Here is a 25,555-nt window from a genome sequence, read left to right as displayed (position 1 = left end):
CATGGCTAGAGAGTTCTCCTTAAAAAATACACGTAACATCGGGATCATGGCGCATATTGATGCTGGTAAAACAACTACCACAGAGCGGATTCTTTTCTATACAGGCCGTACGCACAAAATCGGTGAAGTTCACGAGGGTGCTGCTACAATGGACTGGATGGAGCAAGAACAAGAGCGCGGAATCACGATTACGTCCGCTGCTACGACTGCTGCGTGGAAAGGTCACCGCATCAATATCATTGATACCCCAGGACACGTTGACTTCACTGTTGAAGTTGAACGTTCCCTGCGTGTATTGGATGGGGCAGTTGGTGTATTTAGTGCAAAAGAGGGCGTTGAGCCTCAGTCTGAAACCGTATGGAGACAGGCTGACCGTTATAACGTTCCCCGGATTGCATATGTAAACAAAATGGACATTATCGGTGCGGATTTCCTTAACGTAATCGAAACTATGCGTGATCGCCTTCAAGCCAATGCAGTTGCTATTCAATTGCCAATTGGTGCAGAAAGTGATTTCACTGGTATTATCGACCTAGTTGAGCAAAAAGCACACATGTTCAGAGATGATCTGGGCCAAAACATCGAAGTAACGGATATTCCGGAAGAATATTTGGCCAAAGTTGAGGAGCTGCGTCTCGAGTTGATCGAGAAAGTTGCTGAACTTGATGAGGATCTGACTATGAAGTATTTGGAAGGCGAAGAAATTACAATTCCGGAAATTAAAGCTGCAATTCGCAAAGGCGTAGTTGAAGTTAAATTGTTCCCTGTAATTGCTGGATCTTCCTACCGAAACAAAGGGATTCAGCTTATGCTGGATGCTGTTGTTGATTACTTGCCATCTCCTCTTGACGTTCCAGCTATTACTGGACATCTTGATGACGGTACAGAAGCTGTTCGTCACTCTTCGGATGAAGAGCCGTTTGCAGCTTTGGCATTTAAAATCATGACAGACCCTTATGTTGGTAAACTTACGTTCTTCCGTGTTTACTCAGGCGTACTTGAGTCCGGATCATACGTAGTTAATGCAACTAAGAACAAGCGTGAACGTATTGGTCGTATCCTTCAAATGCATGCGAACAGCCGTCAAGAAATTTCCATCGTGTATTCTGGCGACATCGCAGCTGCTGTTGGTTTGAAAGATACCAGTACAGGTGATACACTGTGTGATGAGAAGAATCCAGTAATTCTGGAATCAATGAACTTCCCTGATCCAGTTATCGAGATCGCTGTTGAACCAAAAACTAAAGCTGACCAAGATAAAATGGGCGTTGCTCTCGGAAAGTTGACTGAAGAGGATCCAACTCTTCGTGCTCACACTGATGAAGAAACAGGCCAAACAATCCTGGCTGGTATGGGTGAACTTCACTTGGACATCATCATCGACCGTATGCGTCGTGAGTTCAAAGTAGAAACCAATGTGGGTAAACCACAGGTTGCTTACCGCGAAACGTTCAAGGCACCTGCTCGCGTCGAAGGTAAATTTGTACGCCAATCTGGTGGTCGTGGTCAATACGGTCACGTATGGGTTGAGTTTGAACCCCTCGAACCAGGTACTGGTAGCAAATTCGAAAGTAAAGTTGTTGGTGGCTCGGTTCCTAGAGAGTACATCGCTCCTGCACTTGCGGGTATTGAAGAACAAATGAAAAACGGCGTACTTGCTGGCTTCCCGCTAGTAGACGTTAAAGCTACCATCGTAGATGGTTCTTATCATGATGTCGATTCCAACGAAATGGCATTTAAAATTGCCGGTTCGATGGCACTCAAAGCAGCTAAAGACAAGTGTAAGCCTGTCCTGCTTGAGCCAATCATGAAAGTAGAAGTAACTGTTCCTGAGGAATATATGGGTGATGTAATGGGTATGCTGAACTCCCGCCGTGGCCGTATCGAAGGTATGGATTCCCGTGGTGGAGCGCAAATTATCCGTGCTAAGGTGCCTCTTTCCGAAATGTTCGGATACTCTACAACACTTCGTTCTGGTACACAAGGACGTGGCGTATTCTCAATGGAGCTTTCTCACTATGAAGAAGTTCCTAAATCCATTGCGGAAGAGATCGCTGCAAAGAACAAAGGCGCTGAATAATTACCAGTTTTAACTTGCCGTCCCGGGTATAAACACTCAGTCATCTAAGATTACAGGTATGCGGGCGGCTCAAATATAAGGAACCCCACATTAAGGAGGAACTGTTCAAATGGCAAAGGCAAAGTTTGAACGTAACAAACCGCACGTTAACATCGGTACTATTGGTCACGTCGACCATGGTAAAACGACTCTGACTGCTGCAATCACTACTGTATTGTCCAAAACTTACGGTGGCGCAGCTATCGCATTCGATCAAATCGACAAAGCTCCTGAAGAGCGCGAACGTGGTATCACAATCTCCACTTCCCACGTTGAATATGAAACTCCTAACCGTCACTACGCTCACGTAGACTGCCCTGGTCACGCCGACTATGTTAAAAACATGATCACTGGCGCAGCGCAAATGGACGGAGCTATCCTGGTTGTATCCGCAGCTGATGGCCCAATGCCACAAACTCGCGAGCACATCCTGTTGTCCCGTCAAGTAGGCGTTCCTTACATCGTTGTCTTCTTGAACAAATGCGACATGGTTGAAGACGAAGAGTTGTTGGAATTGGTTGAAATGGAAGTTCGCGACTTGCTTAGCGAGTATGACTTCCCAGGCGACGATACTCCAATCATCCGTGGTTCTGCTCGTGAAGCTCTGCAAAACCCAGATGGCGATTACGCTAAAAAAATCATCGAAATGTTTGAAACAATCGATGAGTACATTCCACTTCCTGAGCGTCAAACTGACAAGCCTTTCTTGATGCCTGTCGAAGACGTATTCTCCATCACTGGCCGCGGTACTGTGGCAACTGGTCGCGTAGAACGCGGAACAGTTAAAGTCGGAGAAGAAATCGAAATCGTTGGTATTCACGAAGATACTAAGAAATCCGTAGTTACGGGCGTAGAAATGTTCCGTAAATTGCTGGATTCCGCTCAAGCTGGGGACAACATCGGAGCATTGCTTCGTGGTGTTGACCGTAACATGATCGAGCGTGGCCAAGTATTGGCTAAGCCGAACTCCGTTAAACCACACACTGAGTTCACTGCTCAAATTTACGTTCTGACAAAAGAAGAAGGTGGCCGTCACAAGCCTTTCTTCACTGGATACCGTCCACAGTTCTACTTCCGTACAACTGACGTAACTGGTATCATCAACTTGCCAGAAGGTACTGAAATGGTTATGCCTGGTGATAACATCTCCGTAACCGTACAACTGATCTCCCCAATCGCTATTGAAGAAGGTACTAAATTCTCCATTCGCGAAGGTGGCCGTACAGTTGGTGCTGGTAGCGTAGCTTCTATCCAAAAATAATAATTCGACTTCTATCTGCGGGTAGATTCCGAATTACAAACACCCCTGATTCTTCTTGCGGAGAATCAGGGGCTTTTTTGTTTTTTCTGAGAATAATGTATTATTCGACACCAATTGATAATAAAGCATAACAATATGATCTTTTTCTACATAATTCGTCAAATTACAACAATCAATTGTTTACAATTATACTAATGATAGAGTAAAATGAAGGAGGAATAATAATGTAAAATAATAGGAATTGTGGGAGAGTGGTAATATGGGGAAATGTCCTTTTTCCTTCATGCATGCGTTAAATGCACGTAATAATAATGTAGATTCTCCTGCCTCTCATTCCTTAGACTTCAAGGATCAGAATCATTCTGTGGCAGAGTCTTTTCATAAGCTGGAGGGACATGGTGAGCTTAACGAGCAGATGAGAATGATTGATCTAACTGAAGCAGATTTGAACTTACTACGCAGGGTGAAACCTGTTGTTGAGCAGAATATAGACTATATCATTGATCAATTTTACAATTCGGTATTAGGCGTAAATAAACTTGAAGCTATTATTTTAGAGCATAGCAGTATAGAGAGGTTGAAAACTACTCTTCGTGGTCATATTCTAGAGATTTTTAATGGAAAGGTTGATGATGAGTACATAGCAAAGCGTCTAATGATCGCTAATATTCATAAAAAAGTAGGGCTTGAGCCTAAATGGTATTTATCTGCTTTTCAGAATCTTCAGAACGTATTTATACGCGTTATATATAATGAAACAAACGATGATAATACACGCCTTCGAGTGGTTCAGACCGTGACCAAGCTCCTTAACCTTGAGCAGCAGCTGGTTCTAGAAGAATATGAGAAGGAGAACATAAAAGAGAAGGAAGAGCAATATCTATTGGTGAAAAATGAATTAAAACAAAAAATTTCAGAGTTTAGCGTTGAATTGATAGATTATAGCATCGATACTAATGCTGCTGTGAAGCAGCTAGTGGCAAGCAGCAATGAAGTAAGTAGAACATTCCAACGTACGGCTGCATCCGCTCTGGAGTCACAGGGATTAGCTACAGATGGGCATGAACACTTGGGTGATTTGACTGAGCAAATTAATCTTATATATCAGACCACCAGTGAGATGGAAGACTCGATCATTGAGTTAAGCGATTCCTCTAAGCAAATTCAAAAAATTGTGAACTCAGTAAGGGAAATTGCCGATCAGACTAAAATCCTCTCACTTAATGCAACGATTGAAGCCGCTAGAGCCGGTGAGCATGGTAGAGGTTTTAGTGTGGTTGCTCAAGAAGTTAGCCGGCTTGCAGAGGATACTAAGAGTACTGTAATTCAGATCGTAGAGCTAACAAATAAATCAGGTCTACTCACTCAGCAGGTTGTAGAAGAGATTCGTAAGGTGCAGGAGTTAACTAAGAATGGGAAGCACCAATCGGTTGAGACTAGTCTTTTGTTCTCTGATATTGTAGACGCTATGCGTAGCAGTACACAGGAGATTGTAATAGTGGAAGAAGAAATAAGAACCTTAATCCAAACCATCGAGGGGATCGGAACAGCAACGGCTCAGACTGCTTCCTCCGCAGAGTTTTTTAAGTCTGCCACAGAGAATCTTTAACATATATATAGTAGAAGAACAGCGCATGAAAAAAATATGCGTTGTTTTTCTATTTTCGCTTGCAATACTGCTGCCTATTATATATAATAATAAATGTTGTTCTGAGACGTTGCGATGATGTGAGAGGTTACTGACACACCCGGCCCCTTTGCCATGGGGACGAGGTCAGAAAATTTTCACGGAGTATGTCCGATACCAAATTGGGCGATAGAAGGAGGGACTAAAATGGCAAAGCAAAAAATTCGTATTCGCTTGAAAGCATACGACCACAGAATTCTTGATCAATCCGCTGAGAAGATTGTTGAAACAGCAAAACGTTCGGGTGCAGGTGTGTCCGGGCCGATTCCGTTACCAACTGAGAAGCAAATCATTACTATTCTCCGTGCGGTACACAAGTACAAGGATTCCCGTGAACAGTTTGAACAACGGACTCACAAACGTTTGATCGATATTGTGAACCCAACACCACAAACTGTGGATGCCTTGATGCGCTTGGATCTACCGTCCGGTGTAGATATCGAAATCAAATTGTAATTCTATTTTAAGTAATTTAGGAAAAGAAAAGAGGTGTCAACATTGAAAGGTATCTTAGGAAAAAAACTCGGTATGACTCAAGTGTTTACTCCAGAAGGTAACGTAATTCCTGTTACTGTTATCGAAGCAGGACCTTGTGTAGTACTGCAAAAGAAAGACCTGAATATCGACGGATATGAAGCAGTGCAATTGGGCTTTTCTGATAAAAAAGAAAAACGTTCCAATAAGCCTGAACAGGGTCACGCCAAAAAGGCAAATGCAACACCTAAGCGCTACGTTCGTGAAATTCGCGGTGTTGATCTCGGGTCTCTCGAGGTTGGACAAGAGCTGAAGGCTGATATCTTTGCTGAGGGCGAATTTGTTGACGTAACTGGTACATCTAAAGGTAAAGGTTTCCAAGGTAACATCAAACGTTGGGGACAAAGCCGCGGACCAATGGCACACGGATCGCGTTACCACAGAAGACCGGGTTCCATGGGTTCTATCCAAGCTAACCGTGTTCCTAAGGGCAAACGCCTTCCAGGACATATGGGTCACACGACTATTACGGTTCAAAAGCTTGAAATTATCAAGGTTGATGTTGAACGTAACGTATTGCTGGTTAAAGGCGCTATCCCAGGTCCTAAAAACAGCTTCGTGAAAGTTAAACAAACCGTTAAGAAATAATTATTGAAGAAAGGAGGAACATGAAATGCCAAAAGTAACACTTTTTAATATTAGTGGCAACGAAGTTGGTGAAGTGGAACTGAGCGATACAGTATTCGGTATTGAACCGAATGAGCACGTTCTACATGAAGCTGCGCTTATGCAAAGAGCTTCCCTACGTCGTGGTACACACAAAGTAAAAGGACGTTCTGAAGTTCGTGGCGGTGGACGTAAACCTTGGAAACAAAAAGGTACAGGTCGCGCTCGTCAAGGCTCCATTCGTTCTCCACAATGGAAAGGCGGCGGCGTTGTCTTCGGACCAACACCACGTAGCTATTCCTGGAAACTGCCTAAGAAGGTTCGTCGTTTGGCGATCAAATCCGCTTTGTCCTCGAAAGTACTCGAGAATGACATTATCGTATTGGATAGCTTGACAATGAATGCTCCGAAGACGAAAGAATTCGCAGCAATCTTGAACAACCTGAAAGTAGATCGTAAAGCGTTGATCGTAGCTACTAGCTATGATGATAACGTAGCACTTTCCGCTCGTAACATCCCTGGGGTGAAATTCGTAGCGGCTGACGGCATTAATGTTCTTGACGTACTGACGTACGACAAACTGATCATCACTAAAGAAGCAGTTCTGAAGGTAGAGGAGGTGTTCGCGTAATGAAAGATCCTCGTGATATTATCAAACGTCCGGTGATTACGGAACGTACTTCCGACTACATGAGCGAAATGAAATACGCTTTTGAAGTGGATATCCGTGCTAACAAAACCGAAATCAAAAAAGCTGTCGAGGCTATTTTCAAAGTAAAAGTAACTAATGTGAACACAATGCGTGTACCTGGCAAACTGAAACGTTATGGTAAATATTCTGGTTACACTCCAGAGTGGAAAAAAGCCATCGTTAAGCTTAGCCCGGACAGCAAACCGCTTGAATTTTTTGAAGCGGTAGAATAATACTCTGTTGAAGTAAGGAGGGAACTACAGTGCCAATCAAAAAGTACAAACCGACCTCTCCGGCAAGACGCGCTATGTCCGTGTCTACGTTTGAAGAAATTACAACAAACCAGCCAGAGAAATCGTTGCTTTCTCCGCTGTTCAAACATGCGGGACGCAACAACCAAGGTAAAATTACGGTTCGTCACCATGGCGGCGGACATAAACGTAAATACCGTATTATCGACTTCAAGCGGACTAAAGACGGCATACCAGGTAGCGTTGCTACAATCGAGTATGACCCGAACCGCACATCTAATATTGCTTTGATCCACTATGCTGATGGAGAGAAACGTTATATCATCGCTCCTAAAGGTCTAAGAGTTGGGGATAAAGTAGAGTCCGGTCCTGCGGCTGACATCAAAATTGGTAACAGTCTTCCACTGGAGAACATTCCAGTAGGTACAGTTATCCACAACATTGAGTTGAAACCAGGTAAAGGCGGACAATTGGTTCGTGCAGCTGGTACAGAAGCTCAATTGCTTGGTAAAGAAGAAAAATACTGTTCCGTTCGTTTGTCATCCGGTGAGGTTCGTAAGATCCTTAGCGTATGCCGTGCAACTATCGGTTCCGTAGGTAACGAAGATCACGAATTGATCAAAATCGGTAAAGCTGGACGTAGTCGCTGGCTGGGCCGTCGTCCTGAAGTTCGCGGGGTAGTAATGAACCCTAACGATCACCCACACGGTGGTGGTGAAGGTCGCGCTCCAATCGGACGTAAATCGCCAATGTCTCCATGGGGCAAACCAACCCTTGGTTACAAAACGCGTAAGAAAAACAAGGCATCTGATAAATATATCGTTCGCCGCCGCACTAAATAAGACGCTTCTGGCAAGTTAATAAAGCGCGAAGCGTCGATTCGCGGTTTGAAGAACCGGATGAAGGGAGGATTCACACATGGGTCGCAGTTTAAAGAAGGGGCCGTTTATCGATGGCTACCTGCTTAAAAAAGTTGAGGAACTGAACGAGGCTGAGAAAAAGGTTGTTGTTAAAACTTGGTCCCGTCGCTCAACCATTTTCCCTCAGTTTATCGGACATACGTTTGGTGTATATGACGGCCGTAAACACGTGCCTGTATACGTAACAGAAGATATGGTAGGTCACAAGTTGGGCGAGTTCGCGCCAACACGTACTTACAAAGGCCACGCGGGTGACGATAAGAAAACAAGAAGATAATAATAAGGTCTCTGTTTGAAAGGAGGTTAAACAATGGAAGCAAAAGCACATGCAAGATCGGTGCGAATTTCCGCTCGTAAAGCGAAACTGGTTGTTGACTTGATTCGCGGTAAGCAAGTGGGGGAAGCAATTGCTATTCTTCGCCACACTCCGAAATCCGCTTCTCCGGTCGTTGAAAAGTTGCTTAATTCGGCAATTGCGAATGCTGAGCATAACTATTCTTTGGACGTGAACAGTTTGTTCGTTAGCGAGGTTTTCGTTAACCAAGGACCTACTATGAAACGTTTCCGTCCGCGCGCCATGGGCCGCGCAAGTCGGATCAATAAACGCACGAGCCACATTACACTGGTGGTATCTGAGAAATAAGGAGGGATAACACGTGGGTCAAAAGGTAAATCCAATCGGACTCCGAATCGGTATTATTCGCGATTGGGAATCTAAATGGTATGCAGGAAAAGATTTCGGTACTCTTCTGATGGAAGACGTCAAAATCCGGGAATACCTTAAAGGCAAATTGAAGGATTCCGCTGTTTCCCATATCGAGATCGAAAGAGCGGCTAGCCGCGTGAACGTTACAATTCATACAGCTAAACCAGGTATGGTTATTGGTAAAGGCGGAGCAGAAGTAGAAGTACTTCGCAGCGCAGTTACAGCAATCGCTGGTGGCAAAAAAGTACACATCAACATCAATGAAATCAAGCACCCTGAATTGGATGCAATTCTTGTAGCTGAGAGCATTGCTCAACAATTGGAACGTCGTGTATCGTTCCGTCGTGCCCTCAAACAAGCGATTCAAAGAACTATGCGTTCTGGCGCAAAAGGGATTAAAACTCAAGTGGGCGGACGTCTTGGCGGAGCTGAGATTGCTCGTTCAGAAGGTTATAGCGAAGGAACAGTTCCACTTCATACGCTTCGTGCCGATATCGATTACGGAACGGCTGAAGCACATACAACTTACGGTCTTATCGGCGTAAAAGTATGGATCTACCGTGGAGAAGTTCTTCCCCCAGCTAAGAAACAAGCTGCTCAGGAAGGAGGCAACTAATCATGTTGGTACCAAAACGCGTAAAACACCGCAAGCAACAACGCGGACACATGAAGGGTATGGCAAAAGGCGGTACTGAATTGAACTTCGGCGAATTCGGCCTGGTTGCACTTGAACCGTCTTGGATCACTAACCGTCAGATCGAAGCTGCTCGTATCGCGATGACACGTTATATCAAACGTGGCGGTCAAGTTTGGATCAAGATTTTCCCAGATAAACCTATTACTCAAAAGCCTCTCGAGGTTCGTATGGGTAGTGGTAAAGGTAACGTTGAGAAATGGGTAGCCGTAGTTAAACCGGGCAAGATTATGTTCGAACTCGGAGGCGTGTCGGAAGAAATCGCTCGTGAAGCGATGCGTCTTGCCGCTCACAAGCTGCCTGTAAAGACTAAGTTTGTGAAACGTGAAGAATTGGGTGGTGAAGCAAATGAAAGCTAATGAACTTCGCAACTTAACCACTGCTGAGATTGAACAAAAGATCGCTGGATTCAAAGAGGAACTTTTTAATCTCCGTTTTCAATTGGCAACTGGCCAATTGGACAACCCAACTCGGATTCGTGACGTGCGTAAGGAAATAGCTCGTGCTAAAACCGTGATCCATCAAAGAGTGCTTGGGATTAGTTAAGTGAGACGGATCGCAGATCCGTATTCAGGAAGGAGGCTAACTAATGAGTGAAGAACGTAATGCACGTAAAGTGCTAATCGGTAAAGTGGTCAGTGATAAAATGGATAAAACCATCGTAGTTGCTGTTGAAACCTATAAGAAACACAATTTGTACCACAAACGCATCAAGTCTACGAAGAAATTCAAAGCACATGATGAGGGAAATGTTGCAAAGATTGGCGATACCGTAAAACTCATGGAAACTCGTCCGTTGTCTAAGGACAAACGTTGGAGACTAGTTGAAGTGGTAGAAGCAGCGGTTATCATCTAAGATAATCAAGAGAGTTTTTCCGGAAGGAGGAAATTATAATGATTCAACCATTTACACGTTTGCATGTGGCTGACAACTCTGGTGCGAAGGAACTGATGTGTATCCGCGTACTGGGTGGTACTGGACGCCGTACAGCAGCAATCGGTGATTTGATCGTTTGTTCCGTTAAACAAGCAACACCAGGCGGCGTTGTCAAAAAAGGTGATGTTGTTAGAGCGGTAGTTGTTCGTACGAAACGTTCCGTTCGTCGTAAAGATGGATCTTACATCGCATTCGACGAAAATGCAGCTGTTGTTGTTAAAGACGACAGAAGCCCTCGTGGAACACGTATCTTTGGACCAGTTGCTCGCGAACTTCGCGATAAAGACTACATGAAGATCGTTTCCTTGGCACCGGAAGTTATCTAATAAACACGGCACCAATAAGTTGAAGGTTAGTTATAGGAGGTGTAATAAATGCCTAGAGTGAAAAAAGTTCTGGAATCCCATAACAATAAACTGCACGTGAAGAAAGATGACGTGGTGCTTGTGATCAGTGGTAAAGACAAAGGCAAAAAAGGCCGTGTCATCGCTGCTTATCCTCGTGAAAACCGCGTTCTGGTAGAAGGCGTCAATATGGTGAAAAAACACCAAAAGCCGAACCAGCTGAATCCACAGGGTGGAATTATTGAGCAGGAAGCTTCGATTCATGTGTCCAACGTAATGCACATCGATCCGAAGACCGGCAAAGTAACCCGTATCGGTTACAAAGTTTTGGACAATGGTAAAAAAGTTCGGATTGCTAAAAGATCCGGAGAGATTATCGACTAATCTAGCCCTTAAGAAAGGAGGTTAAATCTTCATGGCAGCAAGAATGAAAGAACGTTTTCTTAACGAAATTACACCTGCTTTGATGCAGAAGTTTAACTATACAACTGTTATGCAAGTGCCTAAGATCGAGAAGGTTGTCATCAACATGGGTGTGGGTGACGCTGTTCAAAACTCCAAAGTACTTGATGCTGCAGTTAATGACATGCAGTTGATCGCTGGTCAAAAACCAGTAATCACTAAAGCTAAAAAATCCATCGCTGGTTTCAAACTACGCGAAAATATGCCGATTGGGGTTAAAGTAACACTGCGCGGAGAGCGTATGTATTACTTCTTGGACAAATTGTTCAACGTAACACTTCCACGTGTACGTGACTTCCGTGGTGTTTCCACTAAAGCCTTTGACGGCCGTGGTAACTACACACTTGGTCTTAAAGAACAATTGATCTTCCCCGAGATCGAATATGACAAAGTGGATAAAGTCCGCGGTATGGACATCGTTATTGTAACGACTGCTAAGACGGACGAGGAATCCCGCGAGCTGCTGGGTCAGCTGGGAATGCCTTTCGCAAAATAAAGTCGGTTAATCCATTTTCTCCGAAAATGTTTAGGAGGTGTCAGGCTAAGTGGCAAAAACTTCGATGAAAGTTAAACAACAACGTACGCCTAAGTTTAAAGTACGTGCATATACACGTTGCGAACGTTGTGGTCGTCCACATTCGGTACTGCAAAAGTTCAAAATTTGCAGAATTTGTTTCCGTGAATTAGCTTATAAAGGCCAGATCCCTGGCGTGAAAAAAGCAAGTTGGTAAGAAGTTTATAAACGGGAAGGAGGTTTACACACATGACTATGTCTGATCCTATTGCAGATATGCTTACTCGTATTCGTAACGCTAACATTGTGCGTCACGAGACGGTAGAAATGCCTGCTTCTACTATGAAGAAACAAATCGCTGACATTTTGAAGCGTGAAGGTTTCATCCGCGATGCGGAATTCGTTGAAGATAGCAAACAAGGGATTATCCGTATCTTCTTGAAATACGGCCCTAACCAAGAGCGTGTTATTTCTGGTTTGAAAAGAATCAGTAAACCAGGCCTTCGCGTATACACGAAGAGCAATGAAGTGCCTCGTGTACTCGGTGGTCTAGGAATCGCGATTATCTCCACATCTAAGGGAGTTATGACCGACAAAGAAGCTCGTCAATCAAAATCTGGCGGAGAAGTTGTCTGCTACATTTGGTAATAAACGTCACAAGATAAGGAGGTGCAACACATGTCTCGTATTGGTCGCAAACCAATCGCAGTACCTAGCGGTGTAGATGTCACTTTGGACAACGCCGTTATTACAGTAAAAGGTCCAAAAGGTTCTTTGACTCGTGAGCTTCATAAAGACATGAAGGTTACAGTTGAAAATAACGAAATTACCGTTGTTCGCCCGTCGGATAACAAATTGCATCGTTCACTTCACGGCACAACCCGCTCCGTTGTCAACAACATGGTAGCAGGTGTGACTGAAGGTTTCTCGAAATCTCTGGAACTGGTTGGGGTCGGATATCGTGCAAGCAAATCCGGAGATAAAATCGTTCTGAACGTTGGTTATTCCCACCCGGTTGAAATTACACCGGAAGCTGGTATCGAGTTCGAAGTTCCTGCGAACACGAAGATCATCGTTAAAGGTATCGATAAAGAACGCGTTGGCGCATACGCTGCTAAAATCCGTTCCGTTCGTGAACCAGAACCGTATAAAGGTAAAGGTATCAAATATGAAGGCGAGCGTATCATCCGCAAAGAAGGTAAAGCTGGTAAGAAGAAATAACCAGTTTAAACTTAATTGTAAGATACCCCGTGCATCTTAAAGTGAAGCTGTTTACGGCAAACTGAAGGGAGTGAAAGGGAAGTCATGATTACAAAAGAAGATAAAAACAAGGCTCGTCTCAAAAGACACCTGCGTGTTCGTAAGAAGATCCAGGGAACTACTGAGCGTCCACGTTTGAACGTATTCCGTTCTTCGAAACACATCTACGCTCAACTGATCGATGATGTTAAAGGGGTTACTATCGTATCCGCTTCTACACTTGATAAAGATCTGAGCGCTAATATCGGTAATGGCGGTAGCGTTGAAGCTGCAGCGAAAGTTGGCCAATTGGTCGCTGAGCGTGCCAAAGAAAAAGGATATGCAGTGGTCGTATTCGACCGCGGAGGTTACTTGTACCATGGACGGATTCAAGCATTGGCTGATGCAGCTCGTGAAGCTGGTCTTGAATTCTAGAATAATTCTTAAAAGGAGGTTAACGACTTGCGTGTAGATCCGAACAGTTTAGAACTGACAGAAAGAGTTGTACACATTAACCGTGTTGCAAAAGTTGTAAAAGGCGGACGCCGTTTCAGCTTTAGTGCACTTGTTGTTGTGGGCGACGGCAACGGCTACGTCGGTGCTGGTATCGGTAAAGCCGGCGAAGTTCCGGATGCCATCCGTAAAGGCATTGAAGACGCCAAGAAAAACCTGATTCACATCCCAATCGTAGGAACTTCGATTCCCCATCTCGTTACTGGACACTTCGGCGCAGGACGCGTGTTGTTGAAACCAGCATCAGAGGGTACTGGCGTTATCGCTGGCGGTCCAGTTCGTGCGGTATTGGAATTGGCAGGCGTTGGCGACATTTTGACAAAATCACTGGGTTCTTCGAATTCCATGAACATGGTCAATGCAACTTTGGAGGGACTTTCCCGTCTGAAACGCATTGAAGAGGTCGCGAAACTTCGCGGCAAATCTGTCGAAGAATTGCGCGGTTAAGGAGGGGAACGTCAATGGCAAAATTGCAAATTACCCTCGTGCGTAGTGTAATCGGACGTCCAGAAACACAACGTGTTACTGTTAAGACGCTCGGCCTGCGTAAACTCAACACGACAGTGGTTCACAATGACAGTCCTGCAATTCGCGGAATGATCAATAAAGTGAGTCACTTGCTATCTGTAACTGAAATTGAAGGCTAAACGCCTCGCATAAATTAACAAACATAAGGAGGTGCAAACGATGAAGTTACATGAACTTGCTCCAGCTCCTGGTTCCCGCAAAGAACGCAATCGCGTTGGTCGTGGTCCTAGTAGCGGAAATGGTAAAACTTCCGGTCGCGGTCACAAAGGTCAAAACTCACGTTCTGGCGGTGGTGTTCGTCCGGGCTTCGAGGGTGGACAAAATCCGCTCTATCGTCGTCTGCCTAAACGTGGTTTCGTCAATCCTACCCGTAAAGAGTATGCGATTGTGAACCTGGAAGATCTGAATAGCTTTGCAGAAGGAACTGAAGTGACTCCGCAGTTGTTGCTTGAAACTGGTGTTGTCAAGAATTCCAAAAGCGGCATCAAGATTCTCGGCAACGGTGAGTTGACCGTAAAATTGACTGTACAAGCAAATAAGTTCTCTCAATCTGCGGTAGAGAAAATCGAGGCTGCCGGCGGTAAAACCGAGGTGATCTAATGTTCAAGACGCTTAAGAATATCTGGCATGTTGAAGATTTGCGCAAAAAGATCCTGTTTACCTTGTTCATTCTGATTATCTACCGTATCGGTTCGTTTGTTCCGGTTCCTGGTGTGAACAAAGATGTACTGCAAACAGCAAATCAGAGCGGTGACGCTTTGATGGGACTCTTGAACACCTTTTCGGGCGGAGCGCTCAAAAACTTCTCGATATTTGCGATCAGTATTTACCCGTACATTACAGCATCCATCATCGTGCAATTGCTGTCGATGGATGTTGTTCCTAAGTTTGCTGAATGGGCTAAACAAGGGGAGCACGGGAAAAAACAATTGGCGCAAATCACTCGTTACGGTACAGTGATATTAGCCCTGATCCAAGGTTTTGCTACGTCGATAGGGTTTAACCGGATATATAATACTCAAATGATGCCGAATGCGACATTTGCTGATTACTTGCTGGTTGCCATTATCTTGACGGCGGGTACTTCTTTCTTGATGTGGCTTGGTGAACAGATTACCGAAAAGGGAATCGGGAACGGGATTTCGATCCTGATTTTTGCGGGAATCGTCGCCGCCATTCCGGGATATATCACAAGTACGGCTAACTCAAGTTTTATTCAGCCGGATCAGGTGTTCCTGAATATTCTTAAAGTCGTTATCGTGCTGATTGTGATTGTAGCGATTATTACAGCAGTTATCTTCGTACAGCAAGGTATTCGGAAGATTCCTGTTCAATACGCTAAACGCGTAGTCGGCAATAAAATGTACGGTGGACAGAATACACATATCCCATTGAAAATTAATGCGGCAGGTGTAATTCCGGTAATCTTCGCCGTATCATTGCTTCAGTTCCCAGTTGTTCTCTCCAGTTTCTGGTCAACACATGCCTGGGCTCAATGGATTGCTAAGTATTTAGCAACCGATGCTCCACTTGGTATGCTTCTGTATGTAGTGATGATCATCGGGTTCACGTTCTTCTATACGTTCGTGCAGATGAATCCTCAGCAGATGGCCGATAACATGAAGAAGAATGGTGGTTATATTCCAGGTATCCGTCCTGGTAAAGCTACAGAGAAATATCTGACTAGAGTAATGTCTCGTCTGACTATGTCCGGCGCTTTGTTCCTAGCTTTGATCTCTGTTCTGCCGATGTTCTTCGGTGCTTTATCTGGATTGCCTAAAGAAGTTCGTATTGGCGGTACATCACTGCTGATCGTAATCGGTGTGGCATTGGATACTATGAAGCAGATCGAGAGCCAATTGATCAAACGCCATTACAAAGGCTTCATCAATAAATAGGTGATAGGTTCCGGTGAAGCTTAAGTTTTTATTCTTCCCGGCACCTATTATGCTGTTTCTTGCTTGGTGGCGAACTTTTGGGGGGAGAGAGAAATCGTGAACATTTTATTCATGGGCCCTCCTGGGGCAGGCAAGGGAACACAAGCGGCAGAAATCGTTAAAGAATTTGGTATTCCTCATATTTCGACAGGAGATGCTTTCCGTTTGGCAATCAAACAGGAAACTCCGGTAGGATTGAAGGCCAAATCATTTATAGATCAAGGTTTGCTTGTACCAGATGATGTGACCATTGGGATAGTCGAAGAACGGTTGCAGCAGTCCGATTGCGAAAAAGGATTTCTATTGGATGGATTTCCAAGAACTCTTTCGCAAGCGGAAGCGCTGGATGATATTCTTAGCCGTTTGAACACTTCTTTGGATCATGTCATCAACTTGAATGTTGACCGTGGATTGCTAATGGCGCGTCTTACTGGACGTCGTATCTGCAGCGTTTGCGGAGCATCCTACCATTTAATCTTCAACCCGCCGAAGCAAGATGGCATTTGCGACATTGATGGCGGTGAATTATATCAACGTCCGGATGACAACGAAGAAAGTGTAGGCAAGCGCCTGGATGAGTATGATAATAAAACAGCGCCGCTGCTTGCGTTTTATGATAATAAAGGTCTTTTGCGTCAGGTAAACGGGGAAAACGAAATTAATGTCGTTACTTCTGAAATCGTGTCTTTAATGCGGGGTTAATGTAATGATCATTTGTAAATCCGAACAGGAACTTGCCTTTATGAGGGAAGCTGGTCGAATTGTTGCCGAGAGTCACCGTCTTATTGCTCAGGCCATTGAGCCTGGCATTACAACGGGTGAGCTCGACAGAATCGCCGATCAATACATTCGCAGTCAAGATGCTGTGCCGTCTTTCAAAGGCTACAACGGTTTTCCTGCCAGCATTTGCGCTTCAGTCAACGAACAATTAGTGCATGGATTTCCTGGTAAACGTAAACTGATCGAAGGCGATATTGTTACGCTGGATATCGGTGCAGAGTACCGCGGTTATCACGGTGATTCCGCCTGGACCTACGGTGTGGGCAGCATTTCCGAAGAGGCTCAGCGTTTGCTGGACGTTACGGAAGGCTCCTTGTACGCGGGACTGGCGTTAGTTAAGCCGGATGTGCGCTTGTTTACAATCTCCCATGCTATTCAGCAATACATCGAAGAGGCTGGTTTCTCAGTCGTACGTGAGTATGTTGGTCATGGTATTGGGGCAAAACTGCATGAAGAACCGCAAATTCCGAATTATGGCATAGCGGACCGCGGACCACGTCTGAAACCGGGTATGGTGCTCGCGATTGAGCCGATGGTAAACGCAGGAAAGAGACATGTCAGAACACTGGAAGATAACTGGACTGTCGTTACGGTTGATGGCTCACTATGTGCTCACTTCGAGCATACAGTAGCAGTTACTCCGGACGGCATGGAAATTTTCACAAAACTGAATGCGTAGGTGATCTCCTCTTGAATACTGTGAGCAGCCCGCAGGTTGGTCAATTAGTGAGAATTCTCAAAGGCAAAGATGCCGGAGAGGCAGCCGTTGTTATCGCAGTTGTTGATAGCAGATTTGTATACATTGCAGATGGAGACAAACGTAAGTTTGATGGGCCAAAGAAGAAGAATATTCTTCATCTTGAGCTCATACCCTTCATCAGCAGTGAGGTTGTGGACAGTTTGAAGGAAACTGGGCGGGTAACAAACGGAAAGCTGCGATTCGCAGTCATGAAGTATGCTGGACCCACCGGAATAAGTGCTGATGAGAAAGGAGACTAACTGTGGCTAAGGAAGATGTCATTGAAGTAGAAGGTACTGTCCTTGAACCGTTGCCAAACGCAACGTTTAAGGTTGAGCTTGAGAACGGTCATCAAATACTTGCCCATGTATCCGGTAAATTGCGGATGCACTTTATCCGTATTTTGACCGGAGACAAAGTGGTCGTGCAGTTATCGCCTTATGATTTATCAAAAGGTCGTATAACTTACCGTAAATAGATGGGAACTACGAAAAAAGTTTTGCTTCGCAAAACTTTGAGGAGGTAATTAACATGAAGGTAAGACCTTCTGTAAAGCCCATTTGCGAGAAATGTAAAGTAATCCGCCGCAAAGGGACTGTTATGGTGATTTGCGAAAATCCGAAACACAAACAAAAACAAGGTTAAGAAGGGGGTGTAGCGTAAAATGGCTCGTATAGCTGGAGTGGATTTGCCACGTGACAAACGCGTTGAGATCGCCTTGACTTATATTTTCGGAATCGGTAAAACGACTTCTCAGAAAATTCTTAATGAAACAGGCATTAGCGCTAATACACGTGTCCGTGATTTGACGGAAGATGAAGTCAGCAAACTGCGTGAAACGATCGACAAAACGGTTAAGGTTGAAGGTGACCTGCGTCGTGAAATTTCCTTAAATATTAAACGTCTTACTGAGATCGGCTGTTACCGCGGTGTTCGCCACCGTCGTGGATTGCCTGTTCGCGGTCAACGTACTAAAACGAATGCCCGTACCCGGAAAGGCCCGCGTCGTACGGTAGCAAACAAAAAGAAATAATAAGGGGGGATAAGAGACAATGGCTAAACCGAAAAAAGTCGTACGTACCAAACGTCGCGACCGTAAAAATATCGAATCCGGCGTGGCACATATTCGTTCCACGTTCAACAACACCATCGTTACCATCACGGATCCTCACGGAAATGCAATTTCCTGGGCAAGCTCCGGCGGCCAAGGATTTAAAGGTTCCCGTAAGTCCACTCCATTCGCAGCGCAAATGGCAGCTGAATCAGCAGCTAAAGCAGCTATGGAGCACGGCATGAAGTCGGTTGAGGTTATGGTTAAAGGACCGGGCGCGGGCCGCGAAGCAGCCATCCGTTCCCTTCAAGCTGCAGGGCTTGAAGTTAACCTTATTAAAGACGTAACTCCGGTTCCTCACAATGGATGCCGTCCGCCTAAGCGTCGTCGCGTATAGTGAAATCAGTATTGTGAATGTGGTATAATTCTGACGCATCTGCTAATAATAGGTGTTTAGGCATACTACATGATGCACCTGATGGGGTGACAGTTTCATATAGGAGCGACGTTGAAGGAGGGGTAAACTCGTGATAGAAATCGAAAAGCCGAAGATTGAGACCGTAGAAGCTAATGATGAAGGTACCTATGGGAAATTCGTAGTTGAACCGCTGGAACGTGGGTATGGCACGACTCTGGGGAACTCGCTTCGCCGGATATTGCTTTCTTCGCTTCCAGGAGCCGCAGTGACTTCGGTCCAAATTGACGGCGTTCTGCATGAGTTCTCGACCGTTCCAGGCGTAATGGAAGATGTGACGGAAATCATTCTGAACCTTAAAGCCTTGTCTCTGAAGATTCATTCAGACGAGGAAAAAGTGTTCGAGATTGATGCTGAAGGGGAAGGCATCGTTACCGCAGGTGATATCCGTGCGGACAGCGATGTTGAGATCCTCAATCCGGATCTTCACATTGCAACGCTGGGACCTGGTGCGAGACTTCATATGCGTATTTTTGCAGGCCGTGGTCGCGGCTATGTCCAAGCGGACCGGAACAAACGTGACGATCAGCCAATTGGTGTTATTCCAGTTGACTCCATCTACACTCCAATTTCACGCGTTAACTACGGCATAGACAATACACGTGTTGGTCAAGTGACTAACTACGACAAATTGACGCTTGAAATTTGGACGGATGGAAGTATCAGACCGGAAGAGGCTGTAAGCCTCGGAGCCAAAATTTTGAACGAGCACCTCGTTCTGTTCGTAGGTCTTACGGACGAAGCGAAAGACGCCGAAATTATGGTTGAAAAAGAAGAAGACAAAAAAGAAAAAGTACTTGAGATGACAATCGAAGAGCTTGATCTTTCTGTTCGTTCCTACAACTGCCTCAAACGTGCTGGTATTAATACCGTACAAGAGCTTACCACGAAGACTGAAGAAGATATGATGAAGGTGCGTAACCTTGGTCGCAAATCTTTGGAAGAAGTTCAGGAAAAGCTTGAGGAACTTGGTTTGGGTCTCCGCACAGAAGAATAGCTGCAGATTGCTTTAGTAAAGGAGGGAAAACACAATGGCATACCAAAAATTGGGCCGTGATTCCAGTGCGCGTAAAGCGTTATTTCGCGACATGGTAACGGATCTGTTTTTATACGAGCGCATCCAAACAACGGAAGCTAAAGCGAAAGAAGTTCGTTCTATCGCTGAAAAGCTGATCACTAAAGCTAAAAAAGGTGATCTTCATGCTCGTCGTCAAGTAGCTGCATTTGTTCGCCGCGAGACTGTTGATGGTGAACAAGATGCAATTCAAAAATTGTTCTCTGACATTGCTCCTCGTTACACTGAGCGTCCAGGTGGATACACTCGTATCCTTAAACTAGGACCTCGTCGTGGCGACGCTGCGCCTATGGTTTATCTTGAATTGGTAGACCGCGCGTAGTATCACAAGTATTGATTTCCGATGCTTCCCTTTCATCCAGCCCTCTTTGGAGTAAAGATGGGGGAAATATCAGCGTTATTGTGCTGCAGAGGCGCAAGACTCTGCTGTACTAATAACCGTGGGAATCACCTTGGTTCAATTGAAGGAGCTCCCGCAGGGGCTCTTTTTTTTGAAATTAAGGATCCTATAGGACTTGTAGTTCTATATATGAAAAATGGATGCCGTCCTACTAGGGACGGCGAAGCCATTTCTTCAAATAGAAGATCAGACAGTGCTTCGATCGACGTTCTGCTGACCGGTTTAAAAAGGAGAACGGAATGCGTAATCTATTGATGAAGGTCAATTATGACGGAACGAATTATGATGGCTTTCAGACCCAGCCTCAGGGCAATACGATTCAGGATCGGCTGGAGCAAGCCATACTCCATCTGACAGGTGAGAAGCTTAAGATTACTGCTTCAGGCCGCACAGATGCCGGAGTACATGCCTATGGCCAGCCTTTTAACTTTACAACCTCCTCTCGAATCCCAACTGAACGTTGGTGTCTAGCGCTTAATGCCCGGCTGCCACAAGACATCGTGGTTACAGAGGCTAGGGAAGTTCCGCTAACGTTTCACTCTCGTAGAGGGGCTAAGCGTAAAACTTACCGATACACGATTAATGGCAACAGGTTTCCAGATCCGTTTCAACGGCGCTGGCAGCTTCACCATCCAGTGAAGTTGGATATTCCTGCGATGCAGCAAGGCTTAACGCAAATTATAGGGACACATGACTTCACTTCGTTTGCATCACGACGGTCTACGAAGACTTCTCATGTACGAACGATCTTTGAAGCTCATATGGAAGTAGACCGCAGTATGTGCCGACCCTCTTCATCAGATCAAGGAGTTATCCATACTTATATAACAGGTAGTGGATTTCTTCAGCACATGGTTCGCATTATTATGGGGACTTTGATCCATGTGGGGGAAGGTAAAATACCTGCTGATAAGGTTGCTGAAATATTGGCAGCATGTGATCGATCACATGCTGGTCCAACAGCTGTGGCCATGGGGTTAGCTTTGTGGAGTGTTGAATATGACGAGATTGAAAGTGAATAGTTTTTTCTATAAATTTCTTCCTGATTAATAGGCTAAATGTTTAAAAATCACTTGCACTTGTTATGTTTATACTGTAATATAAAAGTTGTGTTTTCTTGATGGCTATCCCACAGCCCCGATCGAGAAAATGCCAAAAAAATGCTTTGCTTAACTCACATAATCGTAATTCAATGAGAAACAAGATATACGAAACAGAAGATTTTCGTACGAGAACAAGGAGGAAACATTCATGCGTACCACCTATATGGCGAAGCCGAACGAAGTTGAACGCAATTGGCACATTATTGATGCCGAAGGCAAAACACTCGGTCGTTTGGCCAGCGAAGCCGCTGCTTTGATCCGTGGCAAACACAAACCGCAATTCACTCCACACGTTGATACAGGAGATTTCGTTATCGTAATCAACGCTGAGAAAATTCACTTGACCGGTAAGAAATTGCAAAACAAAAAATACTACCGTCACTCGATGCACCCAGGTGGTTTGAAAGTTACTAATGCTGAAACTCTGCTGAATACTAAACCAGAACGCGTAATTGAATTCGCGGTTCATGGTATGATTCCTAAGACTCGTCAAGGGGACCACATGAAGCTGAGATTGAAAGTATATGCAGGCGCCGAGCATCCACATGCAGCACAAAAACCTGAAGTTTACGAACTTCGCGGATAAGAATAGAGGAGGACAGTTTCATGGCACAAGTACAATACTATGGGACAGGTCGTCGTAAACATTCGGTAGCACGTGTTCGCCTTGTACCGGGTGAAGGACGCATTGTCATTAACAAACGTGAGATGGACGAATATTTCGGTGTGGAAACACTGAAAATGATCGTAAAACAACCTTTGAACCTGACTGAAACACTGGGCAACTACGATGTAATCGTTCTTGCACATGGTGGCGGCATTTCCGGTCAAGCTGGAGCAATTCGTCACGGTATCTCCCGTGCATTGCTTAAAGTTGACCCTGAATATCGCGGTGCATTGAAGAAAGCCGGCTTCCTGACTCGTGACCCACGTATGAAGGAACGTAAGAAATACGGCTTGAAGGCTGCACGTCGTGCGCCTCAGTTCTCGAAACGTTAATATTTACAGAATTCAACCCTTGGCCATATGGCCAAGGGTTTTATTTTTTGTTGCCCCTTTCCACAAGAAATGGGCTTTTTTTGCATCTATTTACTAATTCTAACGGTTGAAACGCATTGACTTCCTCAGTAAAAGTTATATACTATTTCATATAGAATTAGTTGGTTTTATTACTTCTTTTACCTCATTTATTCATACGATTAATATTTTGGATGGAGGAATACCTTAATGAACCTGCTCGAGAAAGAAGATTTAATCAAAGTTAAGGCCGAAGAATTAGAAACTGCTTCACCCGAGGAAATTATCCGCTGGGCTGTAGAAACATTTCCTAACATTACTTTTGCCTGCAGCTTTGGTGCCGAAGATGTAGTGCTAGTTGATATGCTTCACAAAGTTAGTCCGTCTACAGACGTCTTTTATCTCGATACAGATTATCATTTTAAGGAAACCTATGAGACCCGAGATTTGATGGCAGATAAATACGGGCTGGAGTTCGTACGAGTGTCTCCACAAATCACTCCGCAGGAGCAAGCACTTCAACACGGTGATGCGTTATGGACAGTAGACCCTAACCAATGCTGTGGGATTCGTAAAGTAGAGCCGCTGACTCGTATCCTATCTCAATATGAAGCTTGGATTACAGGCATTCGTCGTGACCAAGCGCCTACCCGTGCTAATGCCAAAAAGGTTGAGTATGATTATAAATTTGGTTTGGTTAAGTTTAATCCAATTGCGGATTGGACAACCGAGGATGTATGGAACTATATTCGTGAAAATGATGTAATTTATAACCCTCTACATGACCGTAACTATCCAAGTATCGGCTGTGAGCAATGTACACGTCAGGTTATGCCTGGTGAAGATCCGCGTGCTGGACGTTGGGCTGGATCAGAGAAGACTGAGTGTGGATTACACAAGTAAGACCTATCCCCGTGAGAACACAGAAGGAGAGACGATAATGACTTCAATACGTCCGCATGGCGGAACATTAGTTAACCGTGTAGTAGAGGGTACAGAAAGAGAAGAATTGCTGCAGCTTGCACGTGAATATAAGACGCTTTCCGTGAACACTTGGACTTTATCTGATTTGGATCTAATAGCGGTAGGTGCATTTTCTCCACTAACTGGATTTTTGAATGAACAAGATTATCACTCCGTAGTCAAAAACATGCGTTTAGCAGATGGCACAGTGTGGAGCATTCCAATAACACTTGCTGTAGAAGAGGATGTGGCCTCTGGTTTAGCTATTGGAGACAAGGTATCTCTAATCGGTGAAGAGGATGGCGAGATCTACGGTTTATTGGATATTGAGAGTATTTATACGGTTGATCAAAACCTTGAAGCGCAAAATGTATTCAAAACAACAGACCCTGAACATCCAGGAGTAAGTAAGCTGTTGGCCCGCCCGGTTATCTATGTAGGAGGACCAATTACAGTGCTGAATAGACCACAGCCAGAAAAGTTCGGAGAATTTTATTTTGATCCTTCAGCTACACGTAAGATATTTGCAGACAAGGGCTGGAGAACAGTTGTAGGCTTCCAGACGCGTAACCCTGTTCATCGTGCACATGAATATATTCAGAAGTGCGCTATGGAGGTTGTAGACGCTCTGTTCTTAAACCCGCTAGTGGGTGAGACGAAGTCTGATGATGTACCGGCAAATGTACGAATGAAGAGCTACCTGGCGCTTTTGGAGAATTATTATCCTGAGGATCGTACCTTTCTAGGTGTTTTCCCGGCGGCCATGCGTTATGCTGGTCCGAGAGAAGCGATTTTTCATGCTATGGTTCGCAAAAATTACGGCTGCACACATTTTATTGTCGGACGTGACCATGCGGGCGTAGGTGATTACTACGGAACTTATGAAGCGCAAGAAATTTTTGCGAATTTCACCGCTGAGGAACTTGATATTACTCCATTATTTTTTGAACACAGCTTCTTCTGTAAAAAATGCGGAAATATGGCTTCCAGTAAAACCTGCCCACATCCTGGCGACGATCATATGACATTGTCGGGTACAAAGGTACGGGCTTTGCTTCGGGAGGGTCAATGTCCGCCTCCTGAATTTACGCGACCTGAGGTTGCGCAGATTCTAATTGAAGGCATGACTCAAGAAGTAACAGCTTAATCATCGTTAGCTAGTACTATTTGGCCTTCTTGTCCCATATAGATGAGTATTATCTATCGGGACGAGGGGGTCTTTGTTATGTCTGGCCGAAAACACAGTAAAGTCTCGGTCTGGATCTCATGGAGCAGTATCAAAAAATGTATGCTGGGCGCGACACTGCTGGCTATAATGATCGGCATTATAGCGTATGACATGCCTACTGCCAAAACGTTAAATTATTGGAGTCTGCCTTTGTCTGGTAAAGTGATCGCTATCGACGCTGGACATGGGGGAGCAGATGGAGGGGCAGTTAGCCGGGAAGGGCTAATTGAGAAAGACATTAATCTTGCGGTCTCTCTTTATTTACGTGATTACCTGCAACAGGCAGGGGCTATTGTTGTAATGACCCGTGAAGGGGATTATGATTTGGCTCAGGAGGGCACTAAGGGCTATTCTAAGCGCAAGACTGAAGATCTTAAGCAAAGAGTAAGAAGCATTGAAGAGAAGGGCGCAGATCTTTTTATAAGCGTTCACATGAACAGTGTGCCTTCAAACCGATGGAGCGGGGCGCAGACCTTTTACTATCCCAATCACAAGGATAATAAAGCTATCGCAGAGTTTGTACAGAGTGAGCTGAAGACTACACTGGAGAATACTGATCGTGTAGCTAAGACTGTAAATACTGTTTATCTACTAAAGGCATTAAAAATACCTGCGATCCTTGTAGAGGTCGGTTTTTTGTCGCACCCTCAGGAATCAGTTCTACTCGGAGATGATGTTTATCAACGCAAGGTAGCGACTAGCATATATCGTGGCATTCTTCGTTATGCTTCCGAGTAGCCGGGACTACTCATCAGGAGATGGGTAATGCTATAATAGACAA

At 44.7% G+C, this 25,555-nt stretch carries 40 protein-coding genes; all 40 read left to right on the top strand.

The genetic code is table 11. The features are described from left to right. Window position 1 precedes the first annotated feature (1 nt). The 40 genes from fusA (at window position 2) to cwlD (ending at window position 25,512) form a co-directional block, all read left to right on the top strand. Entirely contained in the window at window positions 2–2,080 is a 2,079-nt protein-coding gene (gene fusA / locus MHB56_RS11805; protein WP_036680521.1) for an elongation factor G, read from the top strand. Window positions 2,081–2,189: 109 nt separating this feature from the next. Further along, window positions 2,190–3,380: an elongation factor Tu gene (gene tuf, locus MHB56_RS11800; protein WP_036680523.1), complete on the top strand. Its 1,191-nt coding sequence runs from the start codon at window positions 2,190–2,192 to the stop codon at window positions 3,378–3,380. Between the two features lie 259 nt (window positions 3,381–3,639). Then, window positions 3,640–4,989, top strand: coding sequence for a globin-coupled sensor protein (locus tag MHB56_RS11795; protein ID WP_076194814.1), 1,350 nt, complete (start codon window positions 3,640–3,642; stop codon window positions 4,987–4,989). A 225-nt stretch (window positions 4,990–5,214) separates the two neighbouring features. Next, window positions 5,215–5,523 (top strand): 30S ribosomal protein S10, encoded by a 309-nt coding sequence (gene rpsJ, locus MHB56_RS11790; protein ID WP_017692074.1) that lies wholly within the window; start codon window positions 5,215–5,217, stop codon window positions 5,521–5,523. A 42-nt stretch (window positions 5,524–5,565) separates the two neighbouring features. Then, on the top strand, window positions 5,566–6,189 hold the full coding sequence (gene rplC / locus MHB56_RS11785; protein ID WP_036680532.1) for a 50S ribosomal protein L3: 624 nt from the start codon (window positions 5,566–5,568) through the stop codon (window positions 6,187–6,189). A gap of 25 nt (window positions 6,190–6,214) precedes the next feature. After that, entirely contained in the window at window positions 6,215–6,838 is a 624-nt protein-coding gene (gene rplD, locus MHB56_RS11780) for a 50S ribosomal protein L4 (protein ID WP_036680536.1), read from the top strand. Next, the gene (gene rplW / locus MHB56_RS11775; protein ID WP_036680537.1) at window positions 6,838–7,131 is read left to right on the top strand and encodes a 50S ribosomal protein L23; all 294 of its coding nucleotides are present in this window, start codon (window positions 6,838–6,840) and stop codon (window positions 7,129–7,131) included. The genes rplD and rplW overlap by 1 nt, the downstream gene beginning before the upstream one ends. Before the next feature lie 29 nt (window positions 7,132–7,160). Continuing rightward, window positions 7,161–7,991, top strand: a complete 831-nt coding sequence (rplB, locus tag MHB56_RS11770; protein WP_036680541.1) for a 50S ribosomal protein L2 — start codon at window positions 7,161–7,163, stop codon at window positions 7,989–7,991. Between the two features lie 76 nt (window positions 7,992–8,067). After that, complete coding sequence (gene rpsS, locus MHB56_RS11765) at window positions 8,068–8,346, top strand: 30S ribosomal protein S19 (RefSeq protein WP_036652940.1); 279 nt, start codon at window positions 8,068–8,070, stop codon at window positions 8,344–8,346. A gap of 33 nt (window positions 8,347–8,379) precedes the next feature. Then, window positions 8,380–8,712 carry a 50S ribosomal protein L22 gene (gene rplV / locus MHB56_RS11760; RefSeq protein ID WP_036680546.1) on the top strand — a complete coding sequence of 111 codons (333 nt, stop codon included), beginning with the start codon at window positions 8,380–8,382 and terminating at the stop codon, window positions 8,710–8,712. A gap of 13 nt (window positions 8,713–8,725) precedes the next feature. Next, complete coding sequence (gene rpsC, locus MHB56_RS11755; protein WP_038573452.1) at window positions 8,726–9,391, top strand: 30S ribosomal protein S3; 666 nt, start codon at window positions 8,726–8,728, stop codon at window positions 9,389–9,391. A 2-nt stretch (window positions 9,392–9,393) separates the two neighbouring features. Beyond that, a complete protein-coding gene (gene rplP, locus MHB56_RS11750; protein WP_036680552.1) occupies window positions 9,394–9,828 on the top strand; it encodes a 50S ribosomal protein L16 in 435 nt (144 codons plus the stop codon). Next, on the top strand, window positions 9,818–10,015 hold the full coding sequence (rpmC, locus tag MHB56_RS11745) for a 50S ribosomal protein L29 (RefSeq protein ID WP_019908232.1): 198 nt from the start codon (window positions 9,818–9,820) through the stop codon (window positions 10,013–10,015). Before rplP ends, rpmC begins: the two co-directional genes overlap by 11 nt. 43 nt (window positions 10,016–10,058) lie before the next feature. Beyond that, window positions 10,059–10,325: a 30S ribosomal protein S17 gene (gene rpsQ, locus MHB56_RS11740; protein ID WP_036680554.1), complete on the top strand. Its 267-nt coding sequence runs from the start codon at window positions 10,059–10,061 to the stop codon at window positions 10,323–10,325. A 38-nt stretch (window positions 10,326–10,363) separates the two neighbouring features. Then, a complete protein-coding gene (gene rplN / locus MHB56_RS11735) occupies window positions 10,364–10,732 on the top strand; it encodes a 50S ribosomal protein L14 (protein WP_036680556.1) in 369 nt (122 codons plus the stop codon). Window positions 10,733–10,780: 48 nt separating this feature from the next. Further along, a complete protein-coding gene (rplX, locus tag MHB56_RS11730; RefSeq protein WP_076099615.1) occupies window positions 10,781–11,134 on the top strand; it encodes a 50S ribosomal protein L24 in 354 nt (117 codons plus the stop codon). 31 nt (window positions 11,135–11,165) lie between these two features. After that, the gene (rplE, locus tag MHB56_RS11725; RefSeq protein WP_036680558.1) at window positions 11,166–11,708 is read left to right on the top strand and encodes a 50S ribosomal protein L5; all 543 of its coding nucleotides are present in this window, start codon (window positions 11,166–11,168) and stop codon (window positions 11,706–11,708) included. A 49-nt stretch (window positions 11,709–11,757) separates the two neighbouring features. Continuing rightward, the gene (locus MHB56_RS11720; protein WP_013312154.1) at window positions 11,758–11,943 is read left to right on the top strand and encodes a type Z 30S ribosomal protein S14; all 186 of its coding nucleotides are present in this window, start codon (window positions 11,758–11,760) and stop codon (window positions 11,941–11,943) included. Between the two features lie 32 nt (window positions 11,944–11,975). Then, entirely contained in the window at window positions 11,976–12,374 is a 399-nt protein-coding gene (rpsH, locus tag MHB56_RS11715; protein WP_036680560.1) for a 30S ribosomal protein S8, read from the top strand. A gap of 30 nt (window positions 12,375–12,404) precedes the next feature. Next, window positions 12,405–12,947: a 50S ribosomal protein L6 gene (gene rplF, locus MHB56_RS11710; protein WP_036680562.1), complete on the top strand. Its 543-nt coding sequence runs from the start codon at window positions 12,405–12,407 to the stop codon at window positions 12,945–12,947. Window positions 12,948–13,031: 84 nt separating this feature from the next. After that, window positions 13,032–13,400 carry a 50S ribosomal protein L18 gene (gene rplR / locus MHB56_RS11705; protein WP_036680564.1) on the top strand — a complete coding sequence of 123 codons (369 nt, stop codon included), beginning with the start codon at window positions 13,032–13,034 and terminating at the stop codon, window positions 13,398–13,400. 27 nt (window positions 13,401–13,427) lie between these two features. Beyond that, the gene (gene rpsE, locus MHB56_RS11700; RefSeq protein WP_036652980.1) at window positions 13,428–13,925 is read left to right on the top strand and encodes a 30S ribosomal protein S5; all 498 of its coding nucleotides are present in this window, start codon (window positions 13,428–13,430) and stop codon (window positions 13,923–13,925) included. Window positions 13,926–13,939: 14 nt separating this feature from the next. Next, window positions 13,940–14,125 carry a 50S ribosomal protein L30 gene (gene rpmD, locus MHB56_RS11695; RefSeq protein WP_036680567.1) on the top strand — a complete coding sequence of 62 codons (186 nt, stop codon included), beginning with the start codon at window positions 13,940–13,942 and terminating at the stop codon, window positions 14,123–14,125. A gap of 40 nt (window positions 14,126–14,165) precedes the next feature. Next, window positions 14,166–14,606 carry a 50S ribosomal protein L15 gene (rplO, locus tag MHB56_RS11690; RefSeq protein ID WP_036680569.1) on the top strand — a complete coding sequence of 147 codons (441 nt, stop codon included), beginning with the start codon at window positions 14,166–14,168 and terminating at the stop codon, window positions 14,604–14,606. After that, window positions 14,606–15,904: a preprotein translocase subunit SecY gene (secY, locus tag MHB56_RS11685; RefSeq protein ID WP_076130016.1), complete on the top strand. Its 1,299-nt coding sequence runs from the start codon at window positions 14,606–14,608 to the stop codon at window positions 15,902–15,904. The genes rplO and secY overlap by 1 nt, the downstream gene beginning before the upstream one ends. A gap of 96 nt (window positions 15,905–16,000) precedes the next feature. After that, on the top strand, window positions 16,001–16,645 hold the full coding sequence (locus MHB56_RS11680; RefSeq protein WP_038573451.1) for an adenylate kinase: 645 nt from the start codon (window positions 16,001–16,003) through the stop codon (window positions 16,643–16,645). 4 nt (window positions 16,646–16,649) lie between these two features. After that, on the top strand, window positions 16,650–17,402 hold the full coding sequence (gene map / locus MHB56_RS11675; RefSeq protein WP_038573450.1) for a type I methionyl aminopeptidase: 753 nt from the start codon (window positions 16,650–16,652) through the stop codon (window positions 17,400–17,402). An 11-nt stretch (window positions 17,403–17,413) separates the two neighbouring features. Beyond that, window positions 17,414–17,722: a KOW domain-containing RNA-binding protein gene (locus tag MHB56_RS11670; protein WP_036680581.1), complete on the top strand. Its 309-nt coding sequence runs from the start codon at window positions 17,414–17,416 to the stop codon at window positions 17,720–17,722. A gap of 2 nt (window positions 17,723–17,724) precedes the next feature. Then, window positions 17,725–17,940: a translation initiation factor IF-1 gene (infA, locus tag MHB56_RS11665; RefSeq protein ID WP_036652996.1), complete on the top strand. Its 216-nt coding sequence runs from the start codon at window positions 17,725–17,727 to the stop codon at window positions 17,938–17,940. A 53-nt stretch (window positions 17,941–17,993) separates the two neighbouring features. Beyond that, window positions 17,994–18,107 (top strand): 50S ribosomal protein L36, encoded by a 114-nt coding sequence (gene rpmJ / locus MHB56_RS11660; protein ID WP_003322638.1) that lies wholly within the window; start codon window positions 17,994–17,996, stop codon window positions 18,105–18,107. Between the two features lie 19 nt (window positions 18,108–18,126). Next, window positions 18,127–18,495 carry a 30S ribosomal protein S13 gene (gene rpsM, locus MHB56_RS11655; protein ID WP_036680583.1) on the top strand — a complete coding sequence of 123 codons (369 nt, stop codon included), beginning with the start codon at window positions 18,127–18,129 and terminating at the stop codon, window positions 18,493–18,495. Window positions 18,496–18,514: 19 nt separating this feature from the next. After that, a complete protein-coding gene (rpsK, locus tag MHB56_RS11650) occupies window positions 18,515–18,910 on the top strand; it encodes a 30S ribosomal protein S11 (RefSeq protein WP_019908251.1) in 396 nt (131 codons plus the stop codon). A gap of 130 nt (window positions 18,911–19,040) precedes the next feature. Then, on the top strand, window positions 19,041–19,985 hold the full coding sequence (locus MHB56_RS11645) for a DNA-directed RNA polymerase subunit alpha (RefSeq protein ID WP_036680585.1): 945 nt from the start codon (window positions 19,041–19,043) through the stop codon (window positions 19,983–19,985). Between the two features lie 34 nt (window positions 19,986–20,019). Then, a complete protein-coding gene (rplQ, locus tag MHB56_RS11640; RefSeq protein ID WP_019908254.1) occupies window positions 20,020–20,385 on the top strand; it encodes a 50S ribosomal protein L17 in 366 nt (121 codons plus the stop codon). 317 nt (window positions 20,386–20,702) lie between these two features. Further along, a complete protein-coding gene (gene truA, locus MHB56_RS11635; RefSeq protein ID WP_036680587.1) occupies window positions 20,703–21,485 on the top strand; it encodes a tRNA pseudouridine(38-40) synthase TruA in 783 nt (260 codons plus the stop codon). Between the two features lie 229 nt (window positions 21,486–21,714). Further along, window positions 21,715–22,152 carry a 50S ribosomal protein L13 gene (rplM, locus tag MHB56_RS11630; RefSeq protein WP_036680589.1) on the top strand — a complete coding sequence of 146 codons (438 nt, stop codon included), beginning with the start codon at window positions 21,715–21,717 and terminating at the stop codon, window positions 22,150–22,152. 20 nt (window positions 22,153–22,172) lie between these two features. Further along, entirely contained in the window at window positions 22,173–22,565 is a 393-nt protein-coding gene (rpsI, locus tag MHB56_RS11625) for a 30S ribosomal protein S9 (RefSeq protein WP_025706574.1), read from the top strand. A gap of 228 nt (window positions 22,566–22,793) precedes the next feature. Next, entirely contained in the window at window positions 22,794–23,486 is a 693-nt protein-coding gene (locus MHB56_RS11620; RefSeq protein WP_036680616.1) for a phosphoadenylyl-sulfate reductase, read from the top strand. A 37-nt stretch (window positions 23,487–23,523) separates the two neighbouring features. Next, entirely contained in the window at window positions 23,524–24,693 is a 1,170-nt protein-coding gene (gene sat, locus MHB56_RS11615) for a sulfate adenylyltransferase (RefSeq protein ID WP_341143602.1), read from the top strand. A 78-nt stretch (window positions 24,694–24,771) separates the two neighbouring features. Beyond that, a complete protein-coding gene (gene cwlD / locus MHB56_RS11610; protein ID WP_038573445.1) occupies window positions 24,772–25,512 on the top strand; it encodes an N-acetylmuramoyl-L-alanine amidase CwlD in 741 nt (246 codons plus the stop codon). Window positions 25,513–25,555 lie beyond the last annotated feature (43 nt).

The sequence above is a fragment of the Paenibacillus sp. FSL H8-0315 genome, from assembly GCF_038005365.1.
GTDB lineage: Bacteria > Bacillota > Bacilli > Paenibacillales > Paenibacillaceae > Paenibacillus_AQ > Paenibacillus_AQ odorifer.
Note: the sequence above shows the minus strand (reverse complement) of the source record. Positions and strands in the feature narration are given on the sequence as shown.